Origin of the sequence: Streptomyces sp. NPDC093097 (assembly GCF_044754325.1) — a bacterium.
In the GTDB taxonomy this organism is placed as follows: Bacteria; Actinomycetota; Actinomycetes; order Streptomycetales; family Streptomycetaceae; genus Streptomyces.
Map to the genome: position 1 here is coordinate 181,434 of NZ_JBIVOW010000012.1, position 24,785 is coordinate 206,218.

Here is a 24,785-nt window from a genome sequence, read left to right on the forward strand (position 1 = left end):
ATGAAGGATGCTACCGATTACCGGACGCGAATCATTGCTTTTTGTTTGCGGTCCGGCCAGGCACAGTGGCCTTCATGACGCACGGACACGAGACTTCGGCTTCGGGAAGGACCGCGTCGCAGGTGCCGGCGCACCCGCGCACGGCCGATCCGCAACGGCCTTCGGCGGTCGTCCGGGCCGGGAATCCCCTCGTCCTGGCCCTTGCCGGATCGGCGTGCATCTCCGCTTCGGCCGTCATGATGAAGCTCTCCGGAACGAACGCGGGAACGGCGGCGTTCCTGCGCTGCGCACTGGCACTGTTCCTGTTGGTCCCGCTCGCCTGGCGGGAGGTGCGGCGGGTCGGTGCCCGGCCGTTGCGCTACCAGGCGATGGACATCGGCGCCGGGGTGCTGCTCGGCATCGACATGGTGTTCTGGGCGGCCAGCGTGCTCACCGTGGGCGCCGCGGTCTCCACGGTGCTGCTCAACATCCAGGTGGTGGTCTTCCCGCTGCTCGCCCGACTGGTGTCGGGAACCCCGCTGACGAGGCGGTTCGTCCTGCTGGCCCCGCTGATGCTGGCGGGGGTGGCGCTGGCGAGCGGGGCGATCGGCAATCCGCAACCCGGCAGCGATCCGGTGGCCGGGGTGACGTTCGGGGCGGTGGCGGGGGTGGCCTACGCGGGGTACCTGTTCCTGATGCGACTGGGCGGCGGTCGGGTGCACACCGTCACCCCGGTGTGCACCTCGACCGCCGCGGCCGCCGCCACGGCCGCACTGCTCGGCGGCCTGTGGACCGGGATCGACCTCAACCCCGGCTGGCCGGCGTGGGGTTGGCTGATCACGCTCGCCCTCGTCGGCCAGGTGCTGGCCTGGCTCCTGATCACCGCCGCGCTGCCGAAGCTGGCGCCGAACGTCGGTGCCGCGCTGTTGCTGTTGCAGCCGGTGATGGCGTTCGCGTTCGGCATCGCGATCGGCGAACGCCCGACCATGACCCAGGCAGCGGGCTGCGCCCTGGTGATCGCCACGGTCTGGTACACCAGCCGGCCATCGCCCCGATGACACTCGTCGAGCCGACGTACTTCGAGGATCCGCATCACGGGGACGCACGGCCCAGCTAGCTCTGGCGCGCCCCCTCGACTGAACACCCGAAGTACTCGGCGGCCGTTGGACCGGTGTCGTCTGCCGGCACAACGCGCCGCGCACCCTTGCCAGGAAGCCTGCTCAGCCAGCCCGGCAGCTCCCAGGCACGTTTCCCGAGCAGGGACAGGGCGGCCGGAAGCAGCACCCGCGCACGAGGGTCGCGTCGATGAGGATGGCCACCGCCATGCCCACGCCCATCATCTTGTTCTCGATGGCGGACAGCGTGATGAAGACGGTGAAGACCGCCGTCATGATGACCGCCGCGCTCGTGACGACACCGGCACTGGCCGCGATGCCGCCGTACGGCGTGAAGCCGAGCAGTGAGCTGAGGTGCCCGTCCTGGAAGATCCAGGTGAGAACTCCGTAGGACGCGCCCATCGAGAGCAGGTTGAGGGCGATCGAGACCAGCGGGATGGCCAGCGACCGGAAGACCACCAGGAGCAGGGCGAACGCCAGGATGAGTACGAACCCGATGACGAGGAAGGTCCGGCTGCTGAGTTGCTCGGCGAAGTCATGGGCGAAGGCGGTGCGGCCGGCGGCGGCGTAGCGGATGCCGTCGACCTTGCCGAGGGTGTCCGGAAGGGCGGTGTCGCGCAGCTTCTCCAGCGCTGCGTCGGAGACGGGGTCGGTGCCCGTGCCCGCCAAGGGGATGCGCACCACCAGGACATCGTCCACCTGCACCGTCGAGAGCGGTCCGGCGAGTTGACCACCGCTGGAGGCGATCTCGTCATGCAGTTTGTCGACCGCCGCGCGCACCTCGGGAGTGTCCGAGGGCCTGCCGTCGACTCCCCAGATCGCCACCCGGGCCGGGGTCGGCGCGCCCGGGAACGCCTCCTGCATGCGGATCGCGGCATCGACTGTCGGGGCGCTGCGCGGAAGGCTGTTGACCACGGCTGCGTCCTGCAGGCGCATGCTGAACATCGGGAACGCCATCGCGACGAGCGCCACCACGGCGGCAATACCCCACAGCAACGGCCGTTTGACCACACCGCGCGCCGCCTTCCGCCAGGCGCTGGACTCCAGCACGGTGGTGCGGCGCTTTCCGAGCCATGGGATGCGGCCCTTGTCGACGCGGTGTCCCAGGACCGCGAGCAGTGCCGGCAGTACCGTCACGGAGCCGATCACCGACAGGCCGACGATCAGGACCGTGCCGAGCGTCAGCCCGCGGAAGACGTCGAGTCCGCTGAAGAGGAGACCGCTGACGCAGAGCATCACGGTGATCCCGGAGACCGCGACCACGTGGCCCGAGGTCTTGGCGGTGATCCGCAAGGATTCCGCCACGCTCCGCCCGGCCGCCCGCTCCTCGCCGGTTGTCATGCCAGGTGGGCACGCGCCCGGCCAGTTCCTGGATCACGGGCGAGATCAGTGGGCCGGCGGCGTTGAGGCGTGCCCTGTCACCACGCTCCTGTCGTCCGCTCGGACGGCAGACGGGAGGTTGACGACACGACCTAGCGATCGACGCGCCCGTACTCCTCGGCCAGCCGGACGGCCTGCTCGGCCAGTGGCCGCAGTTCCGGTTCCAGGCGCGCCGCGGCTCGCGCCAGGCGCCCCACCTCCGCCGCCCAGTCCGGCTCCAGCGCAGTCGCCTCCTCGCCACCGCGTCGGGCGTCCGCCCCAGCGCCCACCTCGTAGGGCACTCCGATGCGGGCGAACCCGCGGTCGAGCAGGCCGCGGGCCTCGTCGGGGCGCTGCCTGGCCACGGCCTTGACGGCGCCGATGGCGTTGGCCAGGGCGCTGGCCGGCCGCGACCATTCGCCCTCGCGGGCGCGCGCCCCCGGGTTGTCCCGGTCGTAGTCCGCATCGTGCGCGACGGACTCCGCCCGCACATCGAGGTCGAGCCGCCAGAAGAGCGACACCCCGGTGAAGCGGACGAACAGCAGACGGCGCCGGTCGGAGTGCAGGAAGGCAGGGTCGCGGCGCACCGCCGCCACCGGCCGCACCCGCTCCAGTGCGCTCTCCGCCCGTGCCAGGCACGCGGCGAACTCGCGGTCCGGGACGACCCATTCCACGTCGAGGTCGCTGTAGTCGTCCGCGGTGCCCGCCGCCAACGAGCCCAGTAGCCGTGTCCGCGAGCCGGGGCAGGCGCGCTCCAGGGCCGTCCGCACCTCGTCCGCGAGCGCCTGGCGCTCCGTCTCACTCGCCATGGCGGAAGCGTAGGGCAGACGGCGGCCCGCGGTCCGTGATCCGGGCGGCTCGCGCCCGCCGTGCCCGAAATCCGCTGGATGACGGGGAGCAACTCCCGGGCCTGTCAGGTGAGTTGGGGAAGGTCTTCCGGCAGTCCCGCCCTGCCGGGCAGGGGCCGTCAGCTCCTCAGCACCCCGTAGACCGACCACGCCACCGACACCAGTGGCACCGCGACCACCGCCCCGAGCACCCCGGCCGTGACGCCCCCACAGATCACCGCCAGCGCCACCACCACCGGATGCAGGCTCACCGCGCGGCTCATCACCAGGGGGTGGAGCACATGCCCTTCGAGCTGCCCGATGACCACGATCAGGAGGATGATGAGCAGCGCCACCAGTGGGCCCCTGGCGGCGAGGGCCACCACCGCGGCCACCGCCAGGGCCACCGGCGAGCCGATGAGCGGGATGAACGCGGCGAAGAACTCCAGCACCGCGAGGGGCAGGACCAGTGGCACGCGCAGCAGGAAGAGCGCCACTCCGACGAGGATCGCGTTGGTCGCGGCGATCAGCACGATGCCGCGGGTGTAGCCGGTGAAGGTCGTCCAGGCCGCGCGTCCGGCCTCGCGCACCGGGCGGCGCCCCCGTTCCGGTAGCTGGCCGCCGAACCACCGCCACATCTGGGTGCCGGAGTGCAGGAAGAAGATCGAGCAGAACACCGCCAGCACCGCCACGGTCAGGACCTCCGCCAGCCGTCCCACACCGCTGACCGCGGTGTTGATCAGGTTGGCGCGGTTGCTGGACACGAAGTGGGAGAGCCAGGTCTGGAAGTGGGCGAGGGCCCCGTGCTGGAGGTGGAACGGCGGGCCTTCGAGCCACCGCTCGATCCTGGCCACGCCGCCGGTGAACACCTGGCTCAGGCCGGGCCACGCCCCGGCCACATCGGCCCCGATCAGGCTCAGTACGCCGAACAGGAGCACGATCGCGATCAGCAGCGCGGCGGTGACCGCGGCGGAGCGCGGCAGCCACCGGGCCAGCAGATCGGTGAGCGGTCCCAGGAGTGCGGTGATCACCAGCCCGAGGAACACGGCGACGGTGACCAGGTGGAACCGCCCCAGCGCCACGAACACCGCATAGACGGCGGCGCCCACGACCAGCAGCCGCCAGCCGTACGCGGCGGCGACCCGTAGCGGGTGGGACACGGTGACGGCCTCGCGCGGCCGGAGGCCGGACGTCCGGCCGGACTCCCCACGCCTCCACCGCCTCCGGTGCGTGGTGGTGCGCTGCGCGGTGGCCGCGTGCTCTTCGGACTGGCGGCCCGGACGGGCTCGACGGGGTCGGCTCGGCACCTCGCGCCCCCACCTCCTCCCGCTCGCGGGCCTCTGCACGGACCGTGCCGCCGGCCCTGAAGGAACCGGTATCCCCGCGCCCCGGCCACCGAACGCGACCGACCGGAATTCCCTCAAAGGCACCCGGCGACGCCGGCACCGCCCGGAGGCATCCCGGGGCACCCGGCCGCGACAACCACGGCCGAAGCCCGCGCGACAGGCGCCGCCGGGCCCCGTGCCATCGCGCCGACCCGGGTTCCGCCCGCCTCGGGTTGCGCCGTGACGCACCCCTCCGCACCGGCCGTGACCTGGGCTTCTGCACTCACCCAGGCTCCATCGCCCGCGCCCGGCAGAAGTTGCCGTTACTCCGACCGAGGCACAGAGTGAAAGAGGAACATTCGCACGAGATCGGAGCACGTCGTGGTCGTTCTCGGCATCATCCTGCTCATCATCGGCTTCATCACCGGTATCGCCGTCCTGTGGACGATCGGCATCATCCTGCTCGTCATCGGTGCGGTCCTGTGGCTGCTCGGCACGCTGGGACATGCGATCGGCGGCCGACGGCACTACTGGTAGCGGCGGCCCGGCGGCGCCGGCCTCGCCTCCCCGCCCACCATCACCACCACACCACCGCGAGGTGAACCAAGTCCCGTCCAGATCCCGTCAGGAGGCGCCATGAGCGCGGAAGCGGGCCAGGGCCGGTGGTACACCATCCAGCCGGCCGGGGGAAGCGGGCAGCACGCCGGTACCCACCAGACCTTCCCCCACCCCCTCAAGGCCCGGGTCGTCGACGTCCAGGACCAGAAGCCGGTGGCGGAACTCCCGGTGACCTTTGCCTGGGACACGATGAGCCAGCAGGCGCTGTTCGAGGACGGCGCGAGCGGCGAGAGCACGGTGACCGTCCTCACCGACCCCCAGGGATACGCGGAGACCCCCCGGCTCATGGCCGGCGACGCGGCGGGAACCGCGACCTTCACCGTCACCGCGCCCGGCGCCCCACCGGTCCACTTCGAGATCACCGTCGACCACTGAACCTGCCTGGGGCGACCACGGAACCTCCGGTCCGGCGCTCAACCGCCGTGCCGGCCGGTCGTGTTGGCCAATTACGCCGCCCGCACCGGCGCACCTCCGCACGAGTCCACCATCGGCGGCATTGCGCAGCGCGCCACCGTAACAGCACTTATATAAGTGCTGTTACGGTGGCGCCATGAGCGAGGAGACGGCGGGCCGACGGCGCCGCATCTCGGGTGCCGGGACCGGGCCCAGCGGTGAGAGCGGGGCGGCCGACGATCCCAGTCGGGAGAGCCTCTGGCGGCCTCTGCGGCTGCTGCAGCAGAGCATGGACGCGGAGATCGCGCGGGTCTACGCGGAGCGGCGGATCGAAGGGCTGAAGCCGAGCTTCGTAAGGGAGCTGCTGCGCCTGCATGCCTGCGGACCGATGACGATCACCGCGTTGGCCGAGTCGGTCGGCCGGACGCATTCGGCGCTCAGTCAGAAGGTGGCCGCGATGCGGGCGGCCGGCTGGGTCGAGACCGTGCCCGGCGATGACGCGCGCAGCAAGAAGGTGGCACTGACGGACCAGGCCCGCGGCGCCATCGGACGGTTGGCGGCGGAGTGGCGGGCCACCGAGGCGGCGCTCGCCGAGATCGAGGCCGAGGTGCCGTATCCGCTCAGCCGGGTCGTCACCGACATCGAGCGCGCGCTGGAACGCAAGAGCTTCCACGACCGGATCGCGGAGAAGCTGGCGGAGGATCCGGCATGGGAATGAGACGCACATGGGCGTGAGGCGCGCGCTGATCGACGTCACGCCGTTACGGTCGTCGCGGGCCTACCGGAGACTCTGGGGCGGCCAGACGCTGTCCGGGTTCGGCGGCCAGATGACGCTCGTCGCCGTCATGTTCCAAGTATGGCAGCTGACGCACAGCACGGTCTGGAGCGGTGCGGTCGCCCTGGCCCAGGCAGTTCCTCTCATCGCCCTCGGACTCTTCGCCGGCGCGGTCGTCGACCGCGTGGACCGGCGGAAGTTCTATGTGGCGATGACGGCCGGACAGGCCGTCTGTTCGCTGGCGCTCGCGGTGCAGGGGTTCGTCGGCGGCGTACCGGTGGTGGGGGTGGTGCTGCTGGTGGCGGTGCAGTCCTGTTTCGTGGCGGGTGGCGGGCCGGCGTCGAAGACGTTCCTCCCGGCGCTGCTCCCCCGGGAGCAGTTGGCGGCCGGACTGGCACTGCGGCGCATCTCCTTCCAGGGCGCGATGCTGCTCGGGCCGGCACTGGCCGGACTGGTACTGGGCGGCCTGGGGGTCGGTGCCTGTTACGCGCTCGACGCGCTCAGCTTCGCCGGGGCGCTGTACGGGGCGTTGAGGCTGCCGCCGATCCCGACGGCGGGAGAGGACGAGAGGGAGGCCGGGACGGCTCGGTCCGGCCTGCGGGCGGTCAGGGACGGACTGGCCTTCCTGGTCCACACCCCCGTCATCCGCGGCGCGTTGCTGACAGATCTGGCAACCACCGTACTGTCGATGCCGATCAGCCTGTTCCCACTGGTCAACGCCGAACGCTTCGGGGACAGTCCGCGCACACTCGGTCTGTTCCTTTCGGCGGTCGCGGTCGGCGGCATCGGCGCCTCGCTGTTCTCCGGAACGTTCACCAGACTCCCCAGGCCCGGTCTGGTCATGCTCGGCGGATCGGCGGGCTGGGGCCTGGCGCTCACCCTGTTCGGCCTCTCGCCCGACAGATGGCTGGGGTTGGCCTGTCTGGTGCTGACGGGCGCCGCCGACACCGTTTCCGTGGTGTCCCGAGGCGCCATCGTCCAGTCGCAGACACCGAATGCGCTGTTGGGCCGGGTCGGCGCCGCCGAACAGATCGTCGGCCAGGCCGGCCCGGACCTCGGCAACATGCGGGGCGGGATGGTGGCCGATATGACGTCGGGGACGGTGGCGTTGGTCAGCGGCGGGCTGCTGTGCCTGGTGGCCGTTGCGGTGGTGGGGGCCGTCACGCCGGGGCTGCGGCGGCATGCGACGGGCACCGGCTCCGCGAGTGCCGCCGGCCCCGCGAGTACCGCCGGCTCCGCGGCGCCCGAGGGCGGGGGCAGCCCCACCCTCACCTAACTGCTACCCTGATTTACCTAAAGCCTTTAGGTAAATTCCCCATCGGCTCAGGGGACGCGAGGGAGAGGCAACGGCATGGCGCGCGCAGGACTGACCACGGACCGGCTGGTCCGGGCGGGGGCCGAGCTGGCCGACGAGGTGGGGTTCGAGCAGGTGACCGTCTCGGCGCTGGCCAGGCGGTTCGACGTCAAGGTCGCCAGCCTGTACTCGCACCTGAAGAACTCCCAGGACCTCAAGACCAGGATCGCCCTGCTCGCACTGGAGGAGATGGCCGACCGCGCAACCGACGCGCTGGCCGGCCGGGCCGGCCGGGACGCCCTGACCGCCTTCGCCGACGTCTACCGCGACTACGCCCGGGAGCATCCCGGCCGCTACGCCGCGGCCCAGTCCAGGCTCGACCCGGAGACGGCGGCCGCGAGCGCGGGCGTCAAACACGCGCAGATGACACGGGCGATCCTGCGCGGATACCACCTGACGGAGCCGGAGCAGACCCACGCCGTCCGCATGCTGGGCAGCGTCTTCCACGGCTACGTCAGCCTGGAGGCGGCGGGAGGGTTCAGCCACAGCGCCCCCGACTCGCAGGAATCCTGGTCACGGATCCTGGACGCGCTCGACGCCCTGCTGCGGAACTGGCCCACGTCCTGAACCCCGTTCGCCCCCGCGGGCTCCGGGCGATTCCCGACGGCGCACCCCCAACGCACCCACCCTCGCGGACGATTCGGCCCCCGCGATCCCCTTGATCGCCTTGCTCCTCCCGATCCCCGCGATCCTCCCGATCAACAAACAGACGGACAGGCTGAGGCAATGAGCACCGAGCACACCTGGATCACCACCCCCCTCACCATGGACCTCCTGCGCGGCGCCCTCGACCTGGAGCGCACCGCACACGGCGTCCTGCCGCACCGACTGCCCGCACGGGCCCGGGCCCAGTGCGCGGACGGCCAACTCGCCATGGCCGAGTCCCAACCCACCGGTGTGCGGCTGGTGTTCCGCACCCGGGCCACCGTCGTCGAGCTGGAAACGCTGCCCACCAAGCGGGTCTATGTGGGCGTCCCACCCCGCCCGGACGGCGTCTACGACCTCCTCCTCGACGGCCGTCTGGCCGGCCAGGGAAGCGTGGCCGGCGGCAACACCCTGACCATCGACATGGCCAAGGGCACCGCCGAGCAGCAGCCCGGCCCGACCGGCACCCTGCGCTTCACCGACCTGCCCGACGAGGTCAAGGACGTGGAGATCTGGCTGCCGCACAACGAGACCACCGAGCTGGTCGCCCTGCGTACCGACGCCCCCGTCGAGCCCGCACCGGACCGGGGCCGCAAGGTGTGGCTGCACCACGGCAGTTCGATCAGCCACGGCTCCGACGCCGCCAGCCCCACCACCACCTGGCCCGCGCTCGCCGCCGCCCTCGGCGGTGTGGAACTGATCAACCTGGGCCTGGGCGGCGGAGCCCTGCTCGACCCGTTCACCGCCCGCGCCATCCGCGACACCCCCGCCGACCTGCTCAGCATCAAGATGGGCATCAACCTGGTCAACGCCGACCTGATGCGCCTGCGCGCCTTCACCCCCGCCGTCCACGGCTTCCTCGACACCGTCCGCGAGGGCCACCCCACCACGCCGCTGCTGGTCGTCTCGCCGATCCTCTGCCCCATCCACGAGGACACCCCCGGCCCCTGCGCCCCCGACTTCAGCACCCTCGGCACCGGACAACTCCGGTTCCGCGCCACGGGCGATCCGGCGGAGCGCGCCTACGGCAAACTCACCCTCACCGTCATCCGGGACGAGCTGGCCCGGATCGTGGAGCAGCGGGCGGCGGAGGACCCGCACCTGCACTACCTCGACGGTCGCGACCTCTACGGCGAGGCCGACTCCGCGGAGTTGCCGCTGCCCGACGCCCTCCATCCGGACGCCGCGACCCACCGCCGCATCGGCGAACGCTTCGCCGGGCTGGCCTTCTCCGCCCACGGCCCGCTCGCACCCGGCGACGCCGCCTGAGGCCGGGCAGCAACACCGCTCCCCCGCCGCTCCACTGCTCCGCCGCAGCCGGCGGGACCGGCTACCGCATCGCGTTCGGCTACCGCACCGCCTTCGGCGACGCCGCCGCGTCCGGCTTCGCCAGGACCGGAGCGGCGAGGTCCGCGGCGGAGCCGGTGCCGTGCTGCACCGTCCAGCCGGTGGAGCCGGTCAACGTGGCGCGGACGGCCGGGTCCCGCACCGCGGAGGTGGCATCGGTGACGGTCGCCGTCAGCCGGTGCACTCCGCGGCCCACGGCGAGTTCACGCATCGCCACCCGGTCGCGGTCGCGGTAGCCGCGCAGTTCACGGCCGTCGAGGTACCAGCGGACGAGCACCTTGCCATGGGCGGCGTCGCTCGCCCGGGGCAGGATCAGGCGCGCCGTGGTACTCCCCCGCGGCGCGCGGTCGGCCGGGGCGGCAGGCGAGGCGTGCCGGTAGAACCCGGCGATCATGGCCTCGTTGCCAGGCAGGTTGAAGGGCTTCCCGAGGCTGCGCATCAGGGAGTCGTCGGTGGGGCGGTACAGCCCCTTGACGTAGTAGTTGCCGCCCTCGAACGCCCCGACCTTCCCGCCGTCCGGCGAGGCCGCGCCCAGCCAGCGGTACCACTTGGTGCGCGCGGCCGCCATGGCATCCGCGGTCAGCACGGACGAGTTCGACTGCGGCTGCTCGGGACCGGTGTACCGCTCATACCCCGGGACGCCCGGATAGGAGTACTCGTCGGCCAACTTGCCCAGGGAGTGGCCGGTCTCGTGGACGGCCACCTGGCTGGAGGCCGCGTCGTGGGCGGAGGCGGTGGAGATGCCCTCGTAACCGAGGGTCGCGCTGGGCTCGTTGTAGCCGGCGCCGCCGTACTTCGCACTGTTGGCGAGCACAAGCACCAGGTCGGCCTGCGGGGCCTTGGCGACATAACCGTCGACCTTCTGCTGATCGACGCAGAGCAGCCGCTCGGTGCCGCCACACCAGAAATGCGCGCCGAGCGCGGTGTTGCGGACGACGCCCTGGCCCGGATCCCCGCTGACCCCGCTCTCCTTGGAGACGGCGTCGACGGTCCAGACGTTGAAGAGCTTCTGGTACGTGCGGTACGGCTCGACGCCGAGGAAGTCGTTCCACTTCTGCTTGGCGTCGGTGTGGAACTGGTCGAGCTCGCCCGCGGTGTAGCCGTCGCCGATGACGACGACATCGAGGCGGTCCTTGGTGTCACCGTTGTCGATGATCTTGGTGACCTGTCCGTCGGCGGCGCGGGCGGTGCCCGTCAGACCGTTGACGGGGGTGTGGGGGAAGCTGCGCGGGACCTGGCGGTAGCCGGATCCCGCCGCGCCGCCGGCCTTCGGGCCGGGCACTTCCACGCGGACGCGGGGGCCGGAATCGGCCGAGGCGGGAGCGGCAAGGCCCGCGAGCGCGAGCGCACATGCCCCCGCGACGGCGGATATGCGTCTCGTATGGCGGGTGAGGGGTCCGTGCATGAAGTCTCCTCAGAGGAAGATGAGTTGATGGGCGAGAGGCCCGTTCCCGTTCCGTGCCGACTCGTCTCGCAGTGGACCGGGACGCGCAAACGATCGCACGAAAACCGCCTGTTCGCGGCGGATTCCGGTCATGGAGCGCGCAGTGGAACCACCGGCCGGCGTGCGTGGCGCTCTCGCGGGCCGGTCGCCGCCCGGCAGAAGGGAGGGCGACGGCGGGCGTCAGCCCCGCACGCTCACGTCCATGCGGATGTCGTCGGCCGCCCAGAGCACGAACCGTTCGACCGGGGTCACCTCGTGTCCCGGTACGGGCCGGAAGCGGAAACGCTTGAGCAGGACGGCCAGGGTCAGTTCGGCCTCGACCATGGCCAGGGCGGCCCCCTCACAGCTGCGCGGCCCGAAGCCGAACGGGACATGGGCCAGCCTCGGCCGCTTGGCCACCTCTTCCGGCGTGAAGCGCTCGGGCAGGAACTTCTCGGGCTCGGGCCAGTAGTCGGGGTTCATGTGGACGGCCCAGAAGGGATAGAAGACGGTCGTCCCGGCCGGGATCTCGTAGTCGCCCAGGTGGAGGGGTTCGGGCGTCTCCCGCGCGCCGTACGGGCCGGGCGGGTAGAGCCGCATCGCTTCCTTGAGGGCCATCTCCAGATAGCGAAGGCGGCGCAGGTCGGCGTAGTCGGGCACGGCGCGCTCGCCGAGCACCCGGTCCAGCTCCTCGGCGACCTTCTCGGCGACCTCGGGATGCCGGCCGAGCAGATACAGGGTCCAGGACACGGCCACACCGGTGGTGTGGTGGGCGGCCAGCATCGTCACCATGACGGTGTCGCGGATCCGGGCGGACCGCTCGCCCGCCTCCACGAGCGCCCCGATCAGGTCGCTCCGGTCCGTGCGACCGCCGGAGTGGTGCGCGCAGATCACCTCGTCAACGGTCGCACGCAGACGGGCCAGTGCCGCCTCGGCCCGCGCGGCGTGCTCCGCCCGCTCCTCTTGCGTGCCGGAGGCCGGGACGTCCTGGGGCTGTTCCGGTCGGCTGGTGAGCACCTCCTCGAACGCGGCGATCACGGCGTCCGGGTCGGCCACGTCACCGCCCAGCGCGTACCCGCAGATCATCCGCAGCGACAGCGCCGCGAGGTCCTTCTGCAACGCGACGGGCGCTCGGCCGGCCTGCTCGCCCCAGCGGTCCGCGAGCGCCGTCGCCAACGCCGTGAACTGCGCGAAGTGCCGTTCATGGGACGGCCGTCCGGCCAGTACGGAGAGCAGCAGCTGCCGCCATGGCGCGTGTTCCTCGGCCGGGATCACCTGGAGGTTTCCGGCCTCGCAGAGCGGCTCCAGGAACGCGAACAGCCGCGCCGGCCGCTCGTCGAGGTGCGCCGTGGCCTCCAGCAGCACCGGATCGGCGATCGACACCGCCGTCCCCGCGCCCGGCAGCTGGAACCGCACCACCGGCCCATAGGCGGAATGCAGGTGGAGTTGGTAGGTATGCAGCCCGCCCGCGGCCGCGACGGCACCGGCTCCACCGTCCGACCGGGGCTCGGGACCAGGGATGTTCACAGCCGCCCTCCCTCCGCCTCAACGCCCGATGCACAGGACACCGTCGACACCTCCGCCCTGATGAGCCATCAACACGCTTGCAGAGTCTGATCGTAGGGGCCCGGAGGTCGCGGGGCGGAAGGTCGGACGGGACGACTTCTGCCGCCGTCGGGAGGAACGAGCGCGGGCATCCGCACCGCAGGACCATATTCGCCAAGAAGTCTTTGCAAAGGGTTCTTGGCGGTCTAAGGTGCGCGCCATGACTGACGAGGACGCGAGGACTGACGAGGACGCGAGGACTGACGAGGACGCGAGGACTGACGAGGACGCGAGGACTGACGGGGTCGCGAGGACTGACGGGGTCGCGAGGAACGGCGAGGACGCAGGGACCGGCAAAGGCCCCAGGTCGCACCGCCCACCACCCGGCGCCGACTCGGCGGTTCTGGACGCCAAGGGACTGCGCGCGCTGGCACACCCGGTGCGGGTGCGGGTGCTGGGGATGCTGCGGAAACACGGCCCGTCCACGGCCACCGGGCTCGCCGAGCGGCTGGGCGTCAAATCCGGTTCGGCCAGCTATCACGTGCGCCAACTCGCCGCCGCGGGTTTCGTCGAGGAGGACACCGCCCGCGGCAACGCACGGGACCGTTGGTGGCGGGCCGTGCACGAGATGACGTCATTCGAGGACCCCGAGCTGTTCGCGCAGGAGCCCGAGGCCGCACTGGCCTATCTGCGGTCCGTCGCCGCCGCATACACGCTGCGCACCCAACGGGCCCTCCATGAACTCCCGTTGATGCCCACGGCGTGGCGCAACACCTTCGACCTGAGCGACTGGCCCCTGCGGCTCACCCCCGAGGAAGCCGACACACTGCAACGGGAACTGGCCGCGCTGCTCACCCGCTACCGACGGGACACGCCCGAGGCGGCCGCGACGGCCCCCGAGGGCGCCGCCCGCGTCGCCGTGATCACCCACATCGTGCCCGAGCTGTCCGAGCTGTCCGAGCCGTCCGAGCTACCGGAGTTACGTGAACGGCCTGATCCATCTGCCCTGCCTGAGCTGCCTGAGTCAGCCGGGTCCGGCGGACCGGCGGTTCCGTCCGCCCCCGGCACGGCATCGGACCCGGTGACGTCGTGACGGCCTCGGATTCGAGCCGCGACGACGGCGGTTCCAAAGACGCCAGAGAGGCCAGAGAGGCCAGAGGCGCCAAAGGTTCCAGAGGCGCCAAAGGTTCCACAGGTGCCAGAGGCGCCATACGCACCAGGCCACCCAGGCGCCCCACGCGCTCCCTATGGCCGCTGGGCGGGGTCCTCACGGCCATGGCGGTCTCCCTCACCGGCACCCGGGTCTCGGCCATCGCGCTGCCCTGGTTCGTCCTCGTCACCACCGGCAGCACCACCCAGACCGGCCTGGTGGCCTTCTGCGAGATGGCGCCCTATGTCGTGGTCAAGGCGTTCACCGGGCCTCTGGTGGACCGGATCGGCCCGCGGGCGGTCTCCTGGACCACCGACGTGGCCAGCACCGTCGCCGCCGGCGCCATCCCCCTCCTCCATGTCATGGACCGGCTCTCGTTCCCCCTCCTCCTGGCCCTGGTCGCACTGATCGGGGCGGCGCGCGGTCCCGGCGACCTGGCCAAGGAGGTCATGGTCCCGGAGGCCGCCGAACGCGGTCGCATCCCGCTGGAGCGGGCCGTGGGCCTGTCCGGGACGGCCCAGCGGCTCGCCACCACCGTGGGCCCCGCCGCGGGCGGCCTGCTGATCGCCTCACTGGGCCCCCTGGCGGGGATCACCCTCAACGCCGTTTGCTTCGCGCTGGGTTCGCTGCTCATCAAGGTGGCGCTGCCGCGCGGCATGGGGCGCGCCGCCGACGGCGGTCCGACCTCCAAAGACGAGGCCGAGCCGGGCTACTGGAAGCGGTTCGGCGCGGGTTTCACCTTTCTCCGCGGCGAGCCGCTGCTCCTCACCATCATCGTCATGCTCGCGATCACCAACCTGCTCGACGCGGCGTTCACCAGCGTCCTGCTGCCGGTGTGGGCCAAGACCTCCGGCCACGGCCCCGCCGTGATCGGCCTGAACAGCAGCGTGGGCGGCGGCGCGGCGATCGCCGGCAGCCTGATCGCTGCCATGGTCGCCTCGCGGATGCGGCGCAGAGTGGTGTTCTTCGCGAGTTTCCTGCTCGCCGGCGCACCGAGGTTCCTGATCCTCGCCGCCCCCGTGCCCTCGTGGTCCGTTCCGGTCGTCTTCGCCCTGAGCGGGTTCGGCGCGGGATTCATCAACCCGATCCTGGGCGCGGTCTTCTTCGAGCGGATCCCGCGCCGGCTCCTGGGGCGGGTCAACGCACTGGGCGATGCGCTGGGTTGGGCCGGCATCCCGCTCGGCGGCCTCCTCGCCGGCGCCGCCGTCACCGCCGGCGGACTCGCACCGATCCTCCTGACCTGCGCGGCCGCGTACTTCCTCACCACGAACCTGGCCGGACTACGCCCGGAATGGCGCGAGATGGACAGGTCCCGCCACCCCCACGAGACGGCCCCCAGGCCCGATCCCCCTCTCCCCGCCCCAACGCCGCCAACGTCACCCGCACCCACGCCTGCCGCGGACACGCACCCCACAGACGGCACCGCCCCGACGTGACGCCACTGTCGGCCGACACATCGATGCCGGCCGGCGCCGCCGAACACCGCTGGATGTCGCCGGATATCACGCGACGTTGATCGCTACCCAGCCACACCAACATGCCCTGTCCACCCATAGGTTGACCTCATGACGGGTGACGTGCGGGAGCGATGGCGAGGACGGCCGCCATGGGCGAGAGTGGCGCTCGTCGTCTACGTGCTCGGCTTCTGCGAAGGGGCCTGCGCCCATTTCCTGGATCTCGCTCGCGGTGGAATCCACGCCTATGCGGCGTTCGCCACCGTGCCGTTGCAGGTGTTCTTCGTCAGCCTGGCGGTGCTCGATCCCGTGGTCGTCGCCCTGGTGGCGGCGGTGCGCCCGGAGGGCATCCGCCTGGCGGCCGGAGTGATGACGCTGGACGTCACCGCGAACTGGATCGTCAACTGGCCGCAGTTGCAGGCCGATCCGGCGTGGCTGCTGCGCCCGGTCGGGCTGCTCCCCATCACGCTCTTCGGCCTGTTCGTGACCACGACCGCGGTCCCGGTGCTCCGCACCATGAAGGAGGCGGTCGTCCACCCCGCGCGGTGACCCGGTGTCGCCGGTGCGCGAGCCCGACTCCCGTGGGAGTCGCCGGGGGCTCCCACCCTGCGCGTGCGCGCCGTCGTACGTTCCCGACGGCGCGCACGTGCGTGGTGGGCGAGCGGCGGACGTCAGCGGTCGACGGTCGGTCGCAAACCACCCGCGATCCGCTGCCACTTGGCGAAGATGCCGGGGAGTTCGTCCTCCGGCGCCCGATCGATCTCGTCGTCGAAGCGTCGGGCGAGGGACGGGCTGGCGAGCGCCTCACGAATCCGCTCGATGGTCCATGGCACGCTGCTCATACCGTCCTCCCTGTCCGGGGCTGATGAAGCCGTTCAAGATAGCGGCCCAGGCGCATCGACTGAAGACCTGCCCCCGGCAATAACCCGAAAGGGTGAACGTCGAGGGAGCGGTGAACGTCGTCACGCGCGAGTGGCCGTTCCCGGTTACGAGCAGCCACCGACGCCATGGGAGCGTGCGGGCCGACCGTCTACAGTGGCCGCCAGGCTGACGACTCCGGGGTCGAGCAGGCCCCCGGGAGGGGCATCTGATGCGATGGATGGACACGTTGGCGCGGGAGGCCGAGCGGCGTCTACCCACTCCGGTCCTGACCTACTTCCAACAGGGCGCCGGAGCCGGTCTGTCGGCCGCCGAGGCCGAGGCGTCCTGGGACGCACCGCGCCTGCTGCCGCATGTATTGCGGGACGTCAGCGCCGTCTCCACCCGCACCTCCGTACTGGGCACCGAGGTCGACACGCCCGTGCTGGTCGCCCCCACCACGCTGCAACGCCAGGCCCACGAGGAGGGCGAGGTCGCCATGCTGCGCGGTGCCGCCGCCGCGGGCTCGCTGGTGTGCGTCTCCAGCAACGCGGGGGTGCCCTTCCGGTCCCTGACGGACTTCGGCCCGTGGTGGGTGCAGGCGTACGTGCTGCGGGACCGGAAGCTGACCGTGGAGATGCTGGACCGCGCACGGACGGCCGGGGCAAGAGCCGTGGTCCTCACCGCGGACACCCCCGTCGTCGGGGAGAAGTACGGCACCGGGCCGAGCGTGTGGGAGACCGTTCCCCCGGAACATCTCCTGACCAACGTCGACGGGCAAGGAGTGGCCGAAGCGCGGCTGGAGAAGGCGGCCGACCTGACGCCCGCGGCCATCGACTGGCTGCGCACCGCCACCGGCCTACCGGTGGTGGTCAAGGGGGTGCTGCGCGCGGACGACGCACGCGAGTGCGTCGCCGCCGGCGCCTCGGCGGTCTGGGTCTCCAACCACGGCGGCCGACAACTGGACGGCGCGCTCGCGACCGCCCGCGCCCTGCCTCCGATCGCCGAAGCCCTGGCAGGCACAGGCGCCGAACTCTATGTCGACGGCGGAATCCGCAACGGACGGCACGCGCTCATCGCCCTCGCGCTGGGAGCCACCGCGGTGTTCGTCGGACGTCCGGCACTGTGGGCCCTGACCGTCGACGGAGCCACCGGAGTGGAACGGCTACTCACCGCCCTCACCGCGGAGTTGACCCACGCCATGACCCTGGCGGGCACACCGGACATCCCCTCCCTCACCCCCGACCTCGTCGCCGACTGAGGACCGACGGCCGATGGGCGGCGCCCCGAGGGAAAGGCTCAATATCCCTCCAGTACTCGACCGGAAGGAGCAGCATGACACTCCTGGCAGCAGACGACGGCAAGCATGCGGGCAAGCCGTCGGACAAGCCGTGGACGCCCCCGCCCACCCCGCCCTCGCCCGACGGCGACCGACCCAAGGCGGCATGAGTCGATGAACAAAGCCCTCCAGGGGCACACCGCGCTCGTCCGACAACTGGACGAGCGCGGCTTGTTGAGCCCCCACTGGCGCGCGGTGTGGGAGCGCACCCCGCGCGAACTGTTCCTGCCCGAGCGCGTGTGGCGGCAGGACGCCGACCGCTGCCGGCCCGTCACCACCACCGCAGGGCGCGCGGCCCTGGTGTTCGCCGATGAACCGGTGGTCACTCAGGTCGATGACGGCGCCGAGGAGGGGCCAGGCGTCGCCACCTCCTCGAACTCCCAACCCTCCATGGTCGCGCGCATGCTGCACCTGCTCGACGTCCGCGACGACCAGCAGGTACTGGAGATCGGCACCGCCACCGGCCACGTCGCCGCCCTGCTGTCCGCGCGCCTTGGTGACCAACACGTCACCAGCGTGGAAATCGACCCCGCGCTGTCCGCCCAAGCCGAAGCCAACCTGGCCGCCGTCGGCTACCGGCCACGCCTCGTGGTCACCGACGGGGAAGACGGGTGGCCGGCCGGCGCCCCGTACCACCGCATCATCGCCACGTGCGCCCTGCGGCACATTCCGCACCAACTGATCAAGCAGCTCCATCCCGACGGCGTGCTGGTGGCGCCACGGGTCGGCGACTTCTGGTGCGGTTCGCTGGTCCGACTCGTCACCGCCGAGGGCGGCAGCGCCGCCGGCTCGTTCACCGGAACGGCCACCTACATGCCGATGCGCTCCCACCGCGGCGGGAGCAGCGCCGCACCGGACACCTCACACCCGCGCTCGCGAGAGACCGCGGTTCCCCCGCAGGAGATGCTGACGCCCGGCTTCGCCCTTTACGCAGGCGCCCGGCTGCCAGGAACCACCCTGATCGAGGGCCGTCACGAGGAGGCCCTGCGCGTCTGGGCCGGCGACGGGCAAGGGGCAGGCGCCATCGCAGACGCCGACGGCACCGTCACCGAATTCGGCGAGCGCGACCTGTGGCACGAGAGCGAAACGGCCTGGCAGGAATGGGACAGCCTCGGCCGGCCCGCGGCCGAGGACTTCGGCCTCACCGTCACCACCGACCGTGAGTACGTCTGGCTGCACACCCCTGACCAGCCGGTGCGCGGGCTCTTCCCCGTCTCGCTTGGGTCGGCAGACCGGTAGACGGGCGACGGGCAACCGCTGAGGACACCGAGCCCGGCTGTGACGTGAGCGCCCTCATGGCCGGGGCACTGGTCGAAGGAGCTGGTGCAAGGGCGCGGGGACGGATATGGCCGTCGCCCGCTTCCGCCCTTGCGTCGGGTCGGGCTGCTCGTTGATGTGATTGAGCAGGGATCGGGCGGCGGGCGCATTGTCGCAGCTCGCCCAGAAACTTTGTTCTTCATGTCCCACATGTCTCTTGAGGCGCATTGTGGCCGTAGCAGTTAAGGCGGGAAGAGGTCGCCCCGGGAGTGGGCGAAGCTCTTCGGCAAGAAAGCGCTCCTCGCCAAATCTTCATCGCGATAACGCATTTCGCACCGGCGGCGAGGCCAATAGAGCGCTGCAACTTCAGGCTGCGAGAAGGTGACGGGGTGCACGGAACCGTGATGCGTCCGGCTGGGCGTCACTCCTCCCCCAGTCGCACCCAGGTATGGGTGTCCAGGCGGTCGTGGGGGCCGATGCGGGAGAGTTCGGTGCCGTCGCGCCCCAGGGCCACGATGACGGGCCGGCCGCCACGACCGGCGCGGGAGGACGTCCACACGGCGATGAGCCTGCGCTGCTCGGGAGCCTCGATCCGGCGGGCGCCGACGAGGATGTGGCCCACATCCCGCCCGAGGTGCACCTTGGTGCAACCGATCCAGGGGCCCGCGGGGAGGGAGCACGGATGGTCGAAGGTGCGGGTGGGACTGAGGGCGCCCGCACTGTCGTGCACGTCGAGCACCTCGACGTGCACGGGGTCGTCGCAGGCAGGGCCGCTGCCACCGCCGGCGAACCGCCACTGCTCGCCGCGCCACTCCAGGAACGCGATGTGCTCGCGCATCCGCGGTGACTTCGGGCGCCATACGATCCAGACGGCCGCGACACCGGCGGTGGCGTCGACATCGGCCGGCACCACGGTCAGTGCGCGCCGCGGCATCCACCACGGCTGCGACTCGTCTCCCGCCGACACCCGCCGCACCACGCCCCGCAGCAAGGCCTCCCACCGGGTCCCCGTCCAGAGCGCCTCTTCCCATGCCCGCATGCGCCTGCGATACCCGGCACGCGAGGGTGCCAAGCCATCGAGCGCCACACGCCGCCGATGACTCAAGAGGCAATTCGACGGCGGGCGTTGACCGACACCGCAAGACGCAATTTCCGAGCGGCGGTGATCGCTCATCTCGGGAACTCAGGAAAGCCAGGAAATTCGAGAACGGTGAACTGCCGCTCCGCACAGGGGCGTTCGGCGACATTCAAGAATAGCAGCTCACAAAGGGGTGGCGCGCCGGAGGAATGTGAGAATGTCGCCGTCGGTCGGCACCCTTTCCCCTGCGGCCCGCCAGGCGAGAGAGACACCTTAGCCGCCGAAGCCGATTGGCTTCAACTGGCCTATTTCCACTAGAATTTGGAGTGCACCGAACAAGAAAGAAGGGGCGCCGACATGGCCGTTAAGGAAACCATCCAGGTTGATGAGTCGAAGAAGGGTGAGCCGGGTGTTCAGGAGGTAGTCACTCCTGTTCCGGTCGGCAACCAGATCGTCAAGAAGGCGACCTACTGGCAGTCGGTCCTCCAGGACGACCTCAGCCCCGAGGTGACGGACGGCGTGACGACGATCAAGTTCGCCGTGCCCGCGATGGTCGAGGAGGAGTACGAGACCGAGGAGACGAACGAGGACGGTACCCAGAAGATCGGCATCCGCCAGGTGCTCGACCTCAAGTGGTACGAGGCCGACCTCGGCGCCGAGAACCTGGCCAAGCTCCAGGAGGCCGTCCAGCCCTTCGTGGCCGCCGGCCGCGAGTCCGAGGCTCCCGCTTCGAAGCCGGCGCGCAAGAAGCGCACGGCCAAGTAAGCGGCAACGCCCCCTCCGAGGAGGGGGCGTTCACGGCTGTACGGCCGCACGGTTCCACCGACTTCCCTTACGACCACATCGCCGGCAACGGAGGCCCGCCTCCTCGCGATGTGCAGGAGACGACGACCAGTCGCCGGTCGCCGCGATGTGAGTGAGCACGGTGTGAGTGGGAAGGTCCCCGCCCGAACGACAACGGGCGGGGACCTTCTGCGTTCCGGCCGCACACCGCGTTACGCCGGCCACAGCCCGCCGCACCCGCACCCGCACCCGCACCCGCACACGCACCCGCACCCGCCATCGTCGCCACAGTCCTGCCTGTGTGCGTCGCTGCCACTCTTCGTAAAGGGCGCCCCGGTACGCGGCGCCGTCGCCCAGTCGCCGGGCGGGCTCCCGGGTGCGAACGGTCCCGCTGGCGCCGATGCTGTACCAGAGGAGTCGCACGTCGCGACGACGACGCACCAGGCGACAGCACAGGGAATGCGCACCACGTACCTGACTAGGCAGCGTGTCGCGGCACCGTCGTGACAGCGGAACGGACGCACATGAGCAACGGATTCATGGGTCCGGAGGGTTATGGCCCGGACTCGTTCGGTGACTTTCTGTCGCGGTTCTTCGGGCGGGCCGCGGAGTCGCCCGGCGAGGAGGGGGGCACCTCGATGCCGCGGCAGGCCGACATCGCCCGGCTGATGAGCGGGCCGGCCCGTGACCTGGTGACCTCCGCCGCCGCGTACGCCGCCGAACACGGCAGTCCCGAGCTGGGTACCGAGCACCTGTTGCGGGCGGCGCTCAGTGCGGAGCCGACCCGGAGCCTGATGCGGCAGTCCGGGGCCGACCCGGACGCGCTGGCGGCCGAGATCGACCGCAACGCCGGCACCGGTCCGCTGCGGAAGAGCGTCGCGGTGACCCCGGCGGTCAAGCGGGCGCTGCTGGGGGCGCACGAGCTGGCGCGGGGCACGGGCGCCTCGTACATCGGACCGGAGCACGTACTCGAGGCGCTGGCCGCGAATCCGGATTCGGCGGCGGGGCGCATCCTGCACCTGGCGCACTTCGACCCGCAGGCGGCCGGGCCCGGGCACGGCCCGGCCGGGGCGCACCCGCCGACGGGCTCCACCGCCGAGCACGGCCCGGCGCCGCACCACGAGACGCCGACGCTGGACAGGTTCAGCCGGGACCTGACGGACCTCGCCCGGGCGGGCCGGATCGATCCGGTGATCGGGCGGGAGGAGCAGATCGAGCAGACCATCGAGGTGCTGTCGCGGCGCGGGAAGAACAATCCGGTGCTGGTCGGCGACGCGGGCGTGGGGAAGACCGCGATCGTGGAGGGGCTGGCGCAGCGGCTGGCGGACGGCGAGGTGCCCGAGACGCTGGCCGGGCGGCGGATCGTGGCGCTGGACCTGACCGCGGTGGTGGCCGGCACCCGCTACCGCGGTGACTTCGAGGAGCGGATGAACCTCATCATCGAGGAGGTCCGGGCCCACTCCAACGCACTGATCGTCTTCATCGACGAACTGCACACCGTGGTCGGCGCGGGCGGCGGCACCGGCGAGGGCGGTGCGCTGGAGGCCAGCAACATGCTCAAACCGGCGCTGGCGCGCGGCGAGTTGCACGTGATCGGGGCCAGCACCCTGGAGGAGTACCGGCGGTACGTCGAGAAGGACGCCGCGCTGGCCCGGCGCTTCCAACCGATCCTGGTGCCCGAACCGACCGTGCCGGACACCGTGCAGATCCTGCGCGGCCTCCAGGACCGCTACGAGGCCCACCACCAGGTGCGGTACACCAACGAGGCGGTGCTGGCCGCGGTGGAGCTGTCCGACCGCTACATCACCGACCGGTTCCTGCCGGACAAGGCGATCGACCTGCTCGACCAGGCGGGCGCCCGGGTCCGGCTGCGGTCGGCCACCAAGACGCCCAACGTGCGCGACTTGGAGCGCGAGGTGGAGCAGTTGGTCCGGGACAAGGACCAGGCGGTCGCCTCGGAGCAGTACGAGCGGGCCACCGAGCTGCGGGACCGGATCTCCGGGCTCTCCGAGCAGATCAGGGCCGTCCAGGAGTCGCAGGGCGAGCGGACGTCGGGCGGCGACGGGCGGATCGTGGAGGTCACCGCCGAGGACATCGCGGAGATCGTCTCGCGGCTGACCGGGGTGCCGGTGAGCAGTCTGACGGAGGAGGAGAAGGACCGCCTGCTGGGGCTGGAGGCACGGCTCCAGAACCGGGTGATCGGGCAGCGCGACGCGGTGGCGGCGGTGTCGGAGGCGGTGCTGCGTTCCCGGGCCGGTCTGGCCGACCCGAACCGGCCGATCGGCAGCTTCCTCTTCCTCGGCCCGACCGGGGTGGGCAAGACGGAGCTGGCGCGGGCGCTGGCCGAGGCGCTGTTCGGCAGCGAGGACCGGATGGTGCGGCTGGACATGAGCGAGTACCAGGAGCGGCACACCGTCAGCCGGCTGATCGGCGCCCCGCCCGGATACATCGGCCACGAGGACGCCGGCCAGCTCACCGAGGCGGTCCGCCACCACCCGTACTCCATGGTGCTGCTCGACGAGGTCGAGAAGGCACACCCGGACGTCTTCAACATGCTGCTCCAGGTCCTCGACGACGGACATCTGACCGACTCCCAGGGCCGGACGGTGGACTTCAAGAACACCGTGATCGTGATGACCAGCAACCTCGGCTCGGAGGCGCTCAGCGGCGGCCGCGGGGTGCTCGGCTTCGGGCCGTCGGAGGCGGGCACGGACGACGGTGCGCGGGAGCGGGCGCTCAGCGCCCTGCGCGGGCACTTCCGGCCCGAGTTCCTCAACCGGCTCGACGAGATCATCATCTTCCGCCAGCTCACCGACGAGCAGCTGCACCAGATCACCGGGCTGCTCCTGGAGGGCACCCGCCAGCGGCTGCACGCGCAGAACATGACGGTGGACTTCTCCCCGACGGCCGTGGACTGGCTCACCCGCCGCGGCCACCAGCCGGAGTACGGGGCCCGGCCGCTGCGCCGGACCATCCAGCGCGAGGTCGACAACCGGCTGTCCCGGATGCTGCTCGACGGGGTGCTGTCCAGCGGGGACCGGGTGGAGGTGGACGTCGCGGACGACGCGCTGACCTTCCACGCCACCCCCCAGGCGCAGCCGAGGTAGGGCGACGCGGACCTACCGCCCGACCACCGAGGAGTTGCCCTGAACAGCCACCGGGACGACGGCACGCCGGAGTCGAGCTGGACGCGCGGCCGACGCGAGACCCGGGAAGAGCGCGCCGACCGCCGGTGGACCGAACTCCTCCAGGAGGTCCGGGTCATCCAGACCGGTGTGCAGATCCTGTTCGGCTTCCTGCTCACCGTGGTCTTCACCCCGCGGTTCACCACGCTCGGCACCACGGACCTGATCATCTACGTCATCACCCTGCTGCTGGGCGCCGCCACCACCGGAGCGCTGATGGGCACGGTGACCTTCCACCGCCTGGTGTCCGGACACCGGCTCAAACCGCAGACCGTGCTGTGGGCGTCGCGGCTGGCGCTGGTCGGGGTGGTGCTGCTGCTCGGCACGATGACGTCGGCGCTGCTGCTCATCCTCCGGCTCGCACTGTCCGGCAGTGCCGCGCTGTGGGTGGTGGCGATCCTGGCGGCGTGGTTCGTGATGTGCTGGTTCGTGCTGCCCGCATGGGTGCTGCACCGCTACTCGTCGCGGGAGTGAGCGCGCTGCGGGCGGGCGGATGCGGTGCGACGATACGAGGTGGGGACGCGCCGACGGGCGGGTGGGTTGGTCCGCGGAGTCGGCGCTTTCAACGATCGAATCCGCGGGATGGAGGGATCACCATGACGGTCTGCGAGGTCTGCGGGAACGACTACGCCCGGAGCTTCGAAGTGCGCATCGACGGCGAGTCGCACTCCTTCGACTGCGTCGAGTGCGCCGCGCAACGGCTCGCCCCGACCTGCGAGAACTGCCAGTGCCGGATCCTCGGGCACGGGTTGGAGGCGAGCGGCCGCTACTTCTGCTGTGCGCACTGCGCACGGACCCAGGGCGTCAAGGAGCTGGCCGACAGCATCGCGTGAGCGGCCGGCTCGCCCGTGACGCGGTGGGCCCCACACGCCGGGGGGGGGGGGGGGGGGGGGGGGGGGGGGGGCGGGGGGGGGGGGGGGGGGGGCGAGGGCGGTGGTGCCGTAGGGCGCCGCCCGGTGGACCGTGCCGTCAGGAG

General features: G+C 71.4%; 23 protein-coding genes. 16 read left to right on the forward strand and 7 right to left on the reverse strand.

Annotated features, from left to right (window positions below):
- The first annotated feature begins 74 nt into the window (after positions 1–74).
- Positions 75–1,037: a DMT family transporter gene (locus tag ACIQE0_RS21645; protein ID WP_402334574.1), complete on the forward strand. Its 963-nt coding sequence runs from the start codon at positions 75–77 to the stop codon at positions 1,035–1,037.
- Between the two features lie 162 nt (positions 1,038–1,199).
- Here ACIQE0_RS21645 and ACIQE0_RS21650 read toward each other — a convergent pair whose 3' ends face one another.
- The 3 genes from ACIQE0_RS21650 to ACIQE0_RS21660 all read right to left on the reverse strand — a co-directional run bounded on the left by ACIQE0_RS21650 (position 1,200) and on the right by ACIQE0_RS21660 (position 4,440).
- Positions 1,200–2,435: an MMPL family transporter gene (locus ACIQE0_RS21650; RefSeq protein WP_402334577.1), complete on the reverse strand. Its 1,236-nt coding sequence runs from the start codon at positions 2,433–2,435 to the stop codon at positions 1,200–1,202.
- A 131-nt stretch (positions 2,436–2,566) separates the two neighbouring features.
- Complete coding sequence (locus ACIQE0_RS21655; protein ID WP_402334580.1) at positions 2,567–3,262, reverse strand: hypothetical protein; 696 nt, start codon at positions 3,260–3,262, stop codon at positions 2,567–2,569.
- Positions 3,263–3,420: 158 nt separating this feature from the next.
- Entirely contained in the window at positions 3,421–4,440 is a 1,020-nt protein-coding gene (locus tag ACIQE0_RS21660) for an AI-2E family transporter (protein ID WP_402334583.1), read from the reverse strand.
- A gap of 546 nt (positions 4,441–4,986) precedes the next feature.
- Here ACIQE0_RS21660 and ACIQE0_RS21665 point away from each other — a divergent pair.
- The 6 genes from ACIQE0_RS21665 (at position 4,987) to ACIQE0_RS21690 (ending at position 9,659) form a co-directional block, all read left to right on the forward strand.
- Positions 4,987–5,142: a DUF6131 family protein gene (locus ACIQE0_RS21665; RefSeq protein ID WP_366330472.1), complete on the forward strand. Its 156-nt coding sequence runs from the start codon at positions 4,987–4,989 to the stop codon at positions 5,140–5,142.
- Between the two features lie 99 nt (positions 5,143–5,241).
- A complete protein-coding gene (locus ACIQE0_RS21670; protein WP_366330473.1) occupies positions 5,242–5,598 on the forward strand; it encodes an Ig domain-containing protein in 357 nt (118 codons plus the stop codon).
- Between the two features lie 175 nt (positions 5,599–5,773).
- Positions 5,774–6,334, forward strand: a complete 561-nt coding sequence (locus ACIQE0_RS21675; protein WP_402334586.1) for a MarR family winged helix-turn-helix transcriptional regulator — start codon at positions 5,774–5,776, stop codon at positions 6,332–6,334.
- Positions 6,335–6,341: 7 nt separating this feature from the next.
- Positions 6,342–7,667 carry an MFS transporter gene (locus tag ACIQE0_RS21680; protein ID WP_402334589.1) on the forward strand — a complete coding sequence of 442 codons (1,326 nt, stop codon included), beginning with the start codon at positions 6,342–6,344 and terminating at the stop codon, positions 7,665–7,667.
- A 75-nt stretch (positions 7,668–7,742) separates the two neighbouring features.
- Positions 7,743–8,312, forward strand: coding sequence for a TetR/AcrR family transcriptional regulator (locus ACIQE0_RS21685; protein WP_402334592.1), 570 nt, complete (start codon positions 7,743–7,745; stop codon positions 8,310–8,312).
- A 159-nt stretch (positions 8,313–8,471) separates the two neighbouring features.
- A complete protein-coding gene (locus ACIQE0_RS21690) occupies positions 8,472–9,659 on the forward strand; it encodes a GDSL-type esterase/lipase family protein (protein WP_402334595.1) in 1,188 nt (395 codons plus the stop codon).
- A 79-nt stretch (positions 9,660–9,738) separates the two neighbouring features.
- Here ACIQE0_RS21690 and ACIQE0_RS21695 read toward each other — a convergent pair whose 3' ends face one another.
- Positions 9,739–11,142, reverse strand: coding sequence for a M64 family metallopeptidase (locus ACIQE0_RS21695; RefSeq protein WP_366330478.1), 1,404 nt, complete (start codon positions 11,140–11,142; stop codon positions 9,739–9,741).
- Positions 11,143–11,361: 219 nt separating this feature from the next.
- Entirely contained in the window at positions 11,362–12,687 is a 1,326-nt protein-coding gene (locus ACIQE0_RS21700) for a cytochrome P450 (protein WP_402334597.1), read from the reverse strand.
- 421 nt (positions 12,688–13,108) lie between these two features.
- Here ACIQE0_RS21700 and ACIQE0_RS21705 point away from each other — a divergent pair, with 421 nt between their 5' ends.
- The 3 genes from ACIQE0_RS21705 (at position 13,109) to ACIQE0_RS21715 (ending at position 15,858) form a co-directional block, all read left to right on the forward strand.
- The gene (locus tag ACIQE0_RS21705) at positions 13,109–13,798 is read left to right on the forward strand and encodes an ArsR/SmtB family transcription factor (protein ID WP_402334757.1); all 690 of its coding nucleotides are present in this window, start codon (positions 13,109–13,111) and stop codon (positions 13,796–13,798) included.
- 182 nt (positions 13,799–13,980) lie between these two features.
- On the forward strand, positions 13,981–15,291 hold the full coding sequence (locus tag ACIQE0_RS21710) for an MFS transporter (RefSeq protein ID WP_366330481.1): 1,311 nt from the start codon (positions 13,981–13,983) through the stop codon (positions 15,289–15,291).
- Between the two features lie 129 nt (positions 15,292–15,420).
- Positions 15,421–15,858 (forward strand): hypothetical protein, encoded by a 438-nt coding sequence (locus ACIQE0_RS21715; protein ID WP_366330482.1) that lies wholly within the window; start codon positions 15,421–15,423, stop codon positions 15,856–15,858.
- A gap of 122 nt (positions 15,859–15,980) precedes the next feature.
- On the opposite strand, the gene ACIQE0_RS21720 is transcribed toward ACIQE0_RS21715, so the two are convergent.
- A complete protein-coding gene (locus ACIQE0_RS21720) occupies positions 15,981–16,151 on the reverse strand; it encodes a hypothetical protein (protein ID WP_402334601.1) in 171 nt (56 codons plus the stop codon).
- A 248-nt stretch (positions 16,152–16,399) separates the two neighbouring features.
- Here ACIQE0_RS21720 and ACIQE0_RS21725 point away from each other — a divergent pair, with 248 nt between their 5' ends.
- Positions 16,400–17,428, forward strand: a complete 1,029-nt coding sequence (locus tag ACIQE0_RS21725; protein WP_402334604.1) for an alpha-hydroxy acid oxidase — start codon at positions 16,400–16,402, stop codon at positions 17,426–17,428.
- A 192-nt stretch (positions 17,429–17,620) separates the two neighbouring features.
- Entirely contained in the window at positions 17,621–18,745 is a 1,125-nt protein-coding gene (locus ACIQE0_RS21730; protein WP_402334607.1) for a methyltransferase domain-containing protein, read from the forward strand.
- 439 nt (positions 18,746–19,184) lie between these two features.
- Here ACIQE0_RS21730 and ACIQE0_RS21735 read toward each other — a convergent pair whose 3' ends face one another.
- Entirely contained in the window at positions 19,185–19,802 is a 618-nt protein-coding gene (locus tag ACIQE0_RS21735; RefSeq protein ID WP_366330486.1) for a hypothetical protein, read from the reverse strand.
- Between the two features lie 396 nt (positions 19,803–20,198).
- Between ACIQE0_RS21735 and ACIQE0_RS21740 the strand changes: the two genes are divergently transcribed.
- The 4 genes from ACIQE0_RS21740 (at position 20,199) to ACIQE0_RS21755 (ending at position 24,642) form a co-directional block, all read left to right on the forward strand.
- Positions 20,199–20,606, forward strand: a complete 408-nt coding sequence (locus ACIQE0_RS21740) for a hypothetical protein (RefSeq protein WP_366330487.1) — start codon at positions 20,199–20,201, stop codon at positions 20,604–20,606.
- Between the two features lie 542 nt (positions 20,607–21,148).
- The gene (locus tag ACIQE0_RS21745) at positions 21,149–23,731 is read left to right on the forward strand and encodes an ATP-dependent Clp protease ATP-binding subunit (protein WP_402334611.1); all 2,583 of its coding nucleotides are present in this window, start codon (positions 21,149–21,151) and stop codon (positions 23,729–23,731) included.
- Between the two features lie 39 nt (positions 23,732–23,770).
- On the forward strand, positions 23,771–24,283 hold the full coding sequence (locus ACIQE0_RS21750; RefSeq protein ID WP_366330600.1) for a DUF6328 family protein: 513 nt from the start codon (positions 23,771–23,773) through the stop codon (positions 24,281–24,283).
- Positions 24,284–24,405: 122 nt separating this feature from the next.
- Complete coding sequence (locus ACIQE0_RS21755) at positions 24,406–24,642, forward strand: hypothetical protein (protein ID WP_366330489.1); 237 nt, start codon at positions 24,406–24,408, stop codon at positions 24,640–24,642.
- Positions 24,643–24,785 lie beyond the last annotated feature (143 nt).

Excerpts from the sequence above, each read along its gene's own strand:
- ACIQE0_RS21685 (WP_402334592.1), top strand. The coding sequence starts at position 7,743 with ATGGCGCGCGCAGGACTGACCACGGACCGGCTGGTCCGGGCGGGGGCC.
- ACIQE0_RS21670 (WP_366330473.1), top strand. The coding sequence starts at position 5,242 with ATGAGCGCGGAAGCGGGCCAGGGCCGGTGGTACACCATCCAGCCGGCC.
- ACIQE0_RS21710 (WP_366330481.1), top strand. The coding sequence starts at position 13,981 with ATGGCGGTCTCCCTCACCGGCACCCGGGTCTCGGCCATCGCGCTGCCC.
- ACIQE0_RS21755 (WP_366330489.1), top strand. The coding sequence starts at position 24,406 with ATGACGGTCTGCGAGGTCTGCGGGAACGACTACGCCCGGAGCTTCGAA.
- ACIQE0_RS21695 (WP_366330478.1), bottom strand. The coding sequence starts at position 11,142 with ATGCACGGACCCCTCACCCGCCATACGAGACGCATATCCGCCGTCGCG.
- ACIQE0_RS21720 (WP_402334601.1), bottom strand. The coding sequence starts at position 16,151 with ATGAGCAGCGTGCCATGGACCATCGAGCGGATTCGTGAGGCGCTCGCC.
- ACIQE0_RS21745 (WP_402334611.1), top strand. The coding sequence starts at position 21,149 with ATGAGCAACGGATTCATGGGTCCGGAGGGTTATGGCCCGGACTCGTTC.
- ACIQE0_RS21675 (WP_402334586.1), top strand. The coding sequence starts at position 5,774 with ATGAGCGAGGAGACGGCGGGCCGACGGCGCCGCATCTCGGGTGCCGGG.
- ACIQE0_RS21645 (WP_402334574.1), top strand. The coding sequence starts at position 75 with ATGACGCACGGACACGAGACTTCGGCTTCGGGAAGGACCGCGTCGCAG.
- ACIQE0_RS21730 (WP_402334607.1), top strand. The coding sequence starts at position 17,621 with ATGAACAAAGCCCTCCAGGGGCACACCGCGCTCGTCCGACAACTGGAC.
- ACIQE0_RS21690 (WP_402334595.1), top strand. The coding sequence starts at position 8,472 with ATGAGCACCGAGCACACCTGGATCACCACCCCCCTCACCATGGACCTC.
- ACIQE0_RS21715 (WP_366330482.1), top strand. The coding sequence starts at position 15,421 with ATGACGGGTGACGTGCGGGAGCGATGGCGAGGACGGCCGCCATGGGCG.
- ACIQE0_RS21740 (WP_366330487.1), top strand. The coding sequence starts at position 20,199 with ATGGCCGTTAAGGAAACCATCCAGGTTGATGAGTCGAAGAAGGGTGAG.
- ACIQE0_RS21735 (WP_366330486.1), bottom strand. The coding sequence starts at position 19,802 with ATGCGGGCATGGGAAGAGGCGCTCTGGACGGGGACCCGGTGGGAGGCC.
- ACIQE0_RS21725 (WP_402334604.1), top strand. The coding sequence starts at position 16,400 with ATGCGATGGATGGACACGTTGGCGCGGGAGGCCGAGCGGCGTCTACCC.
- ACIQE0_RS21655 (WP_402334580.1), bottom strand. The coding sequence starts at position 3,262 with ATGGCGAGTGAGACGGAGCGCCAGGCGCTCGCGGACGAGGTGCGGACG.
- ACIQE0_RS21650 (WP_402334577.1), bottom strand. The coding sequence starts at position 2,435 with ATGACAACCGGCGAGGAGCGGGCGGCCGGGCGGAGCGTGGCGGAATCC.
- ACIQE0_RS21680 (WP_402334589.1), top strand. The coding sequence starts at position 6,342 with ATGGGCGTGAGGCGCGCGCTGATCGACGTCACGCCGTTACGGTCGTCG.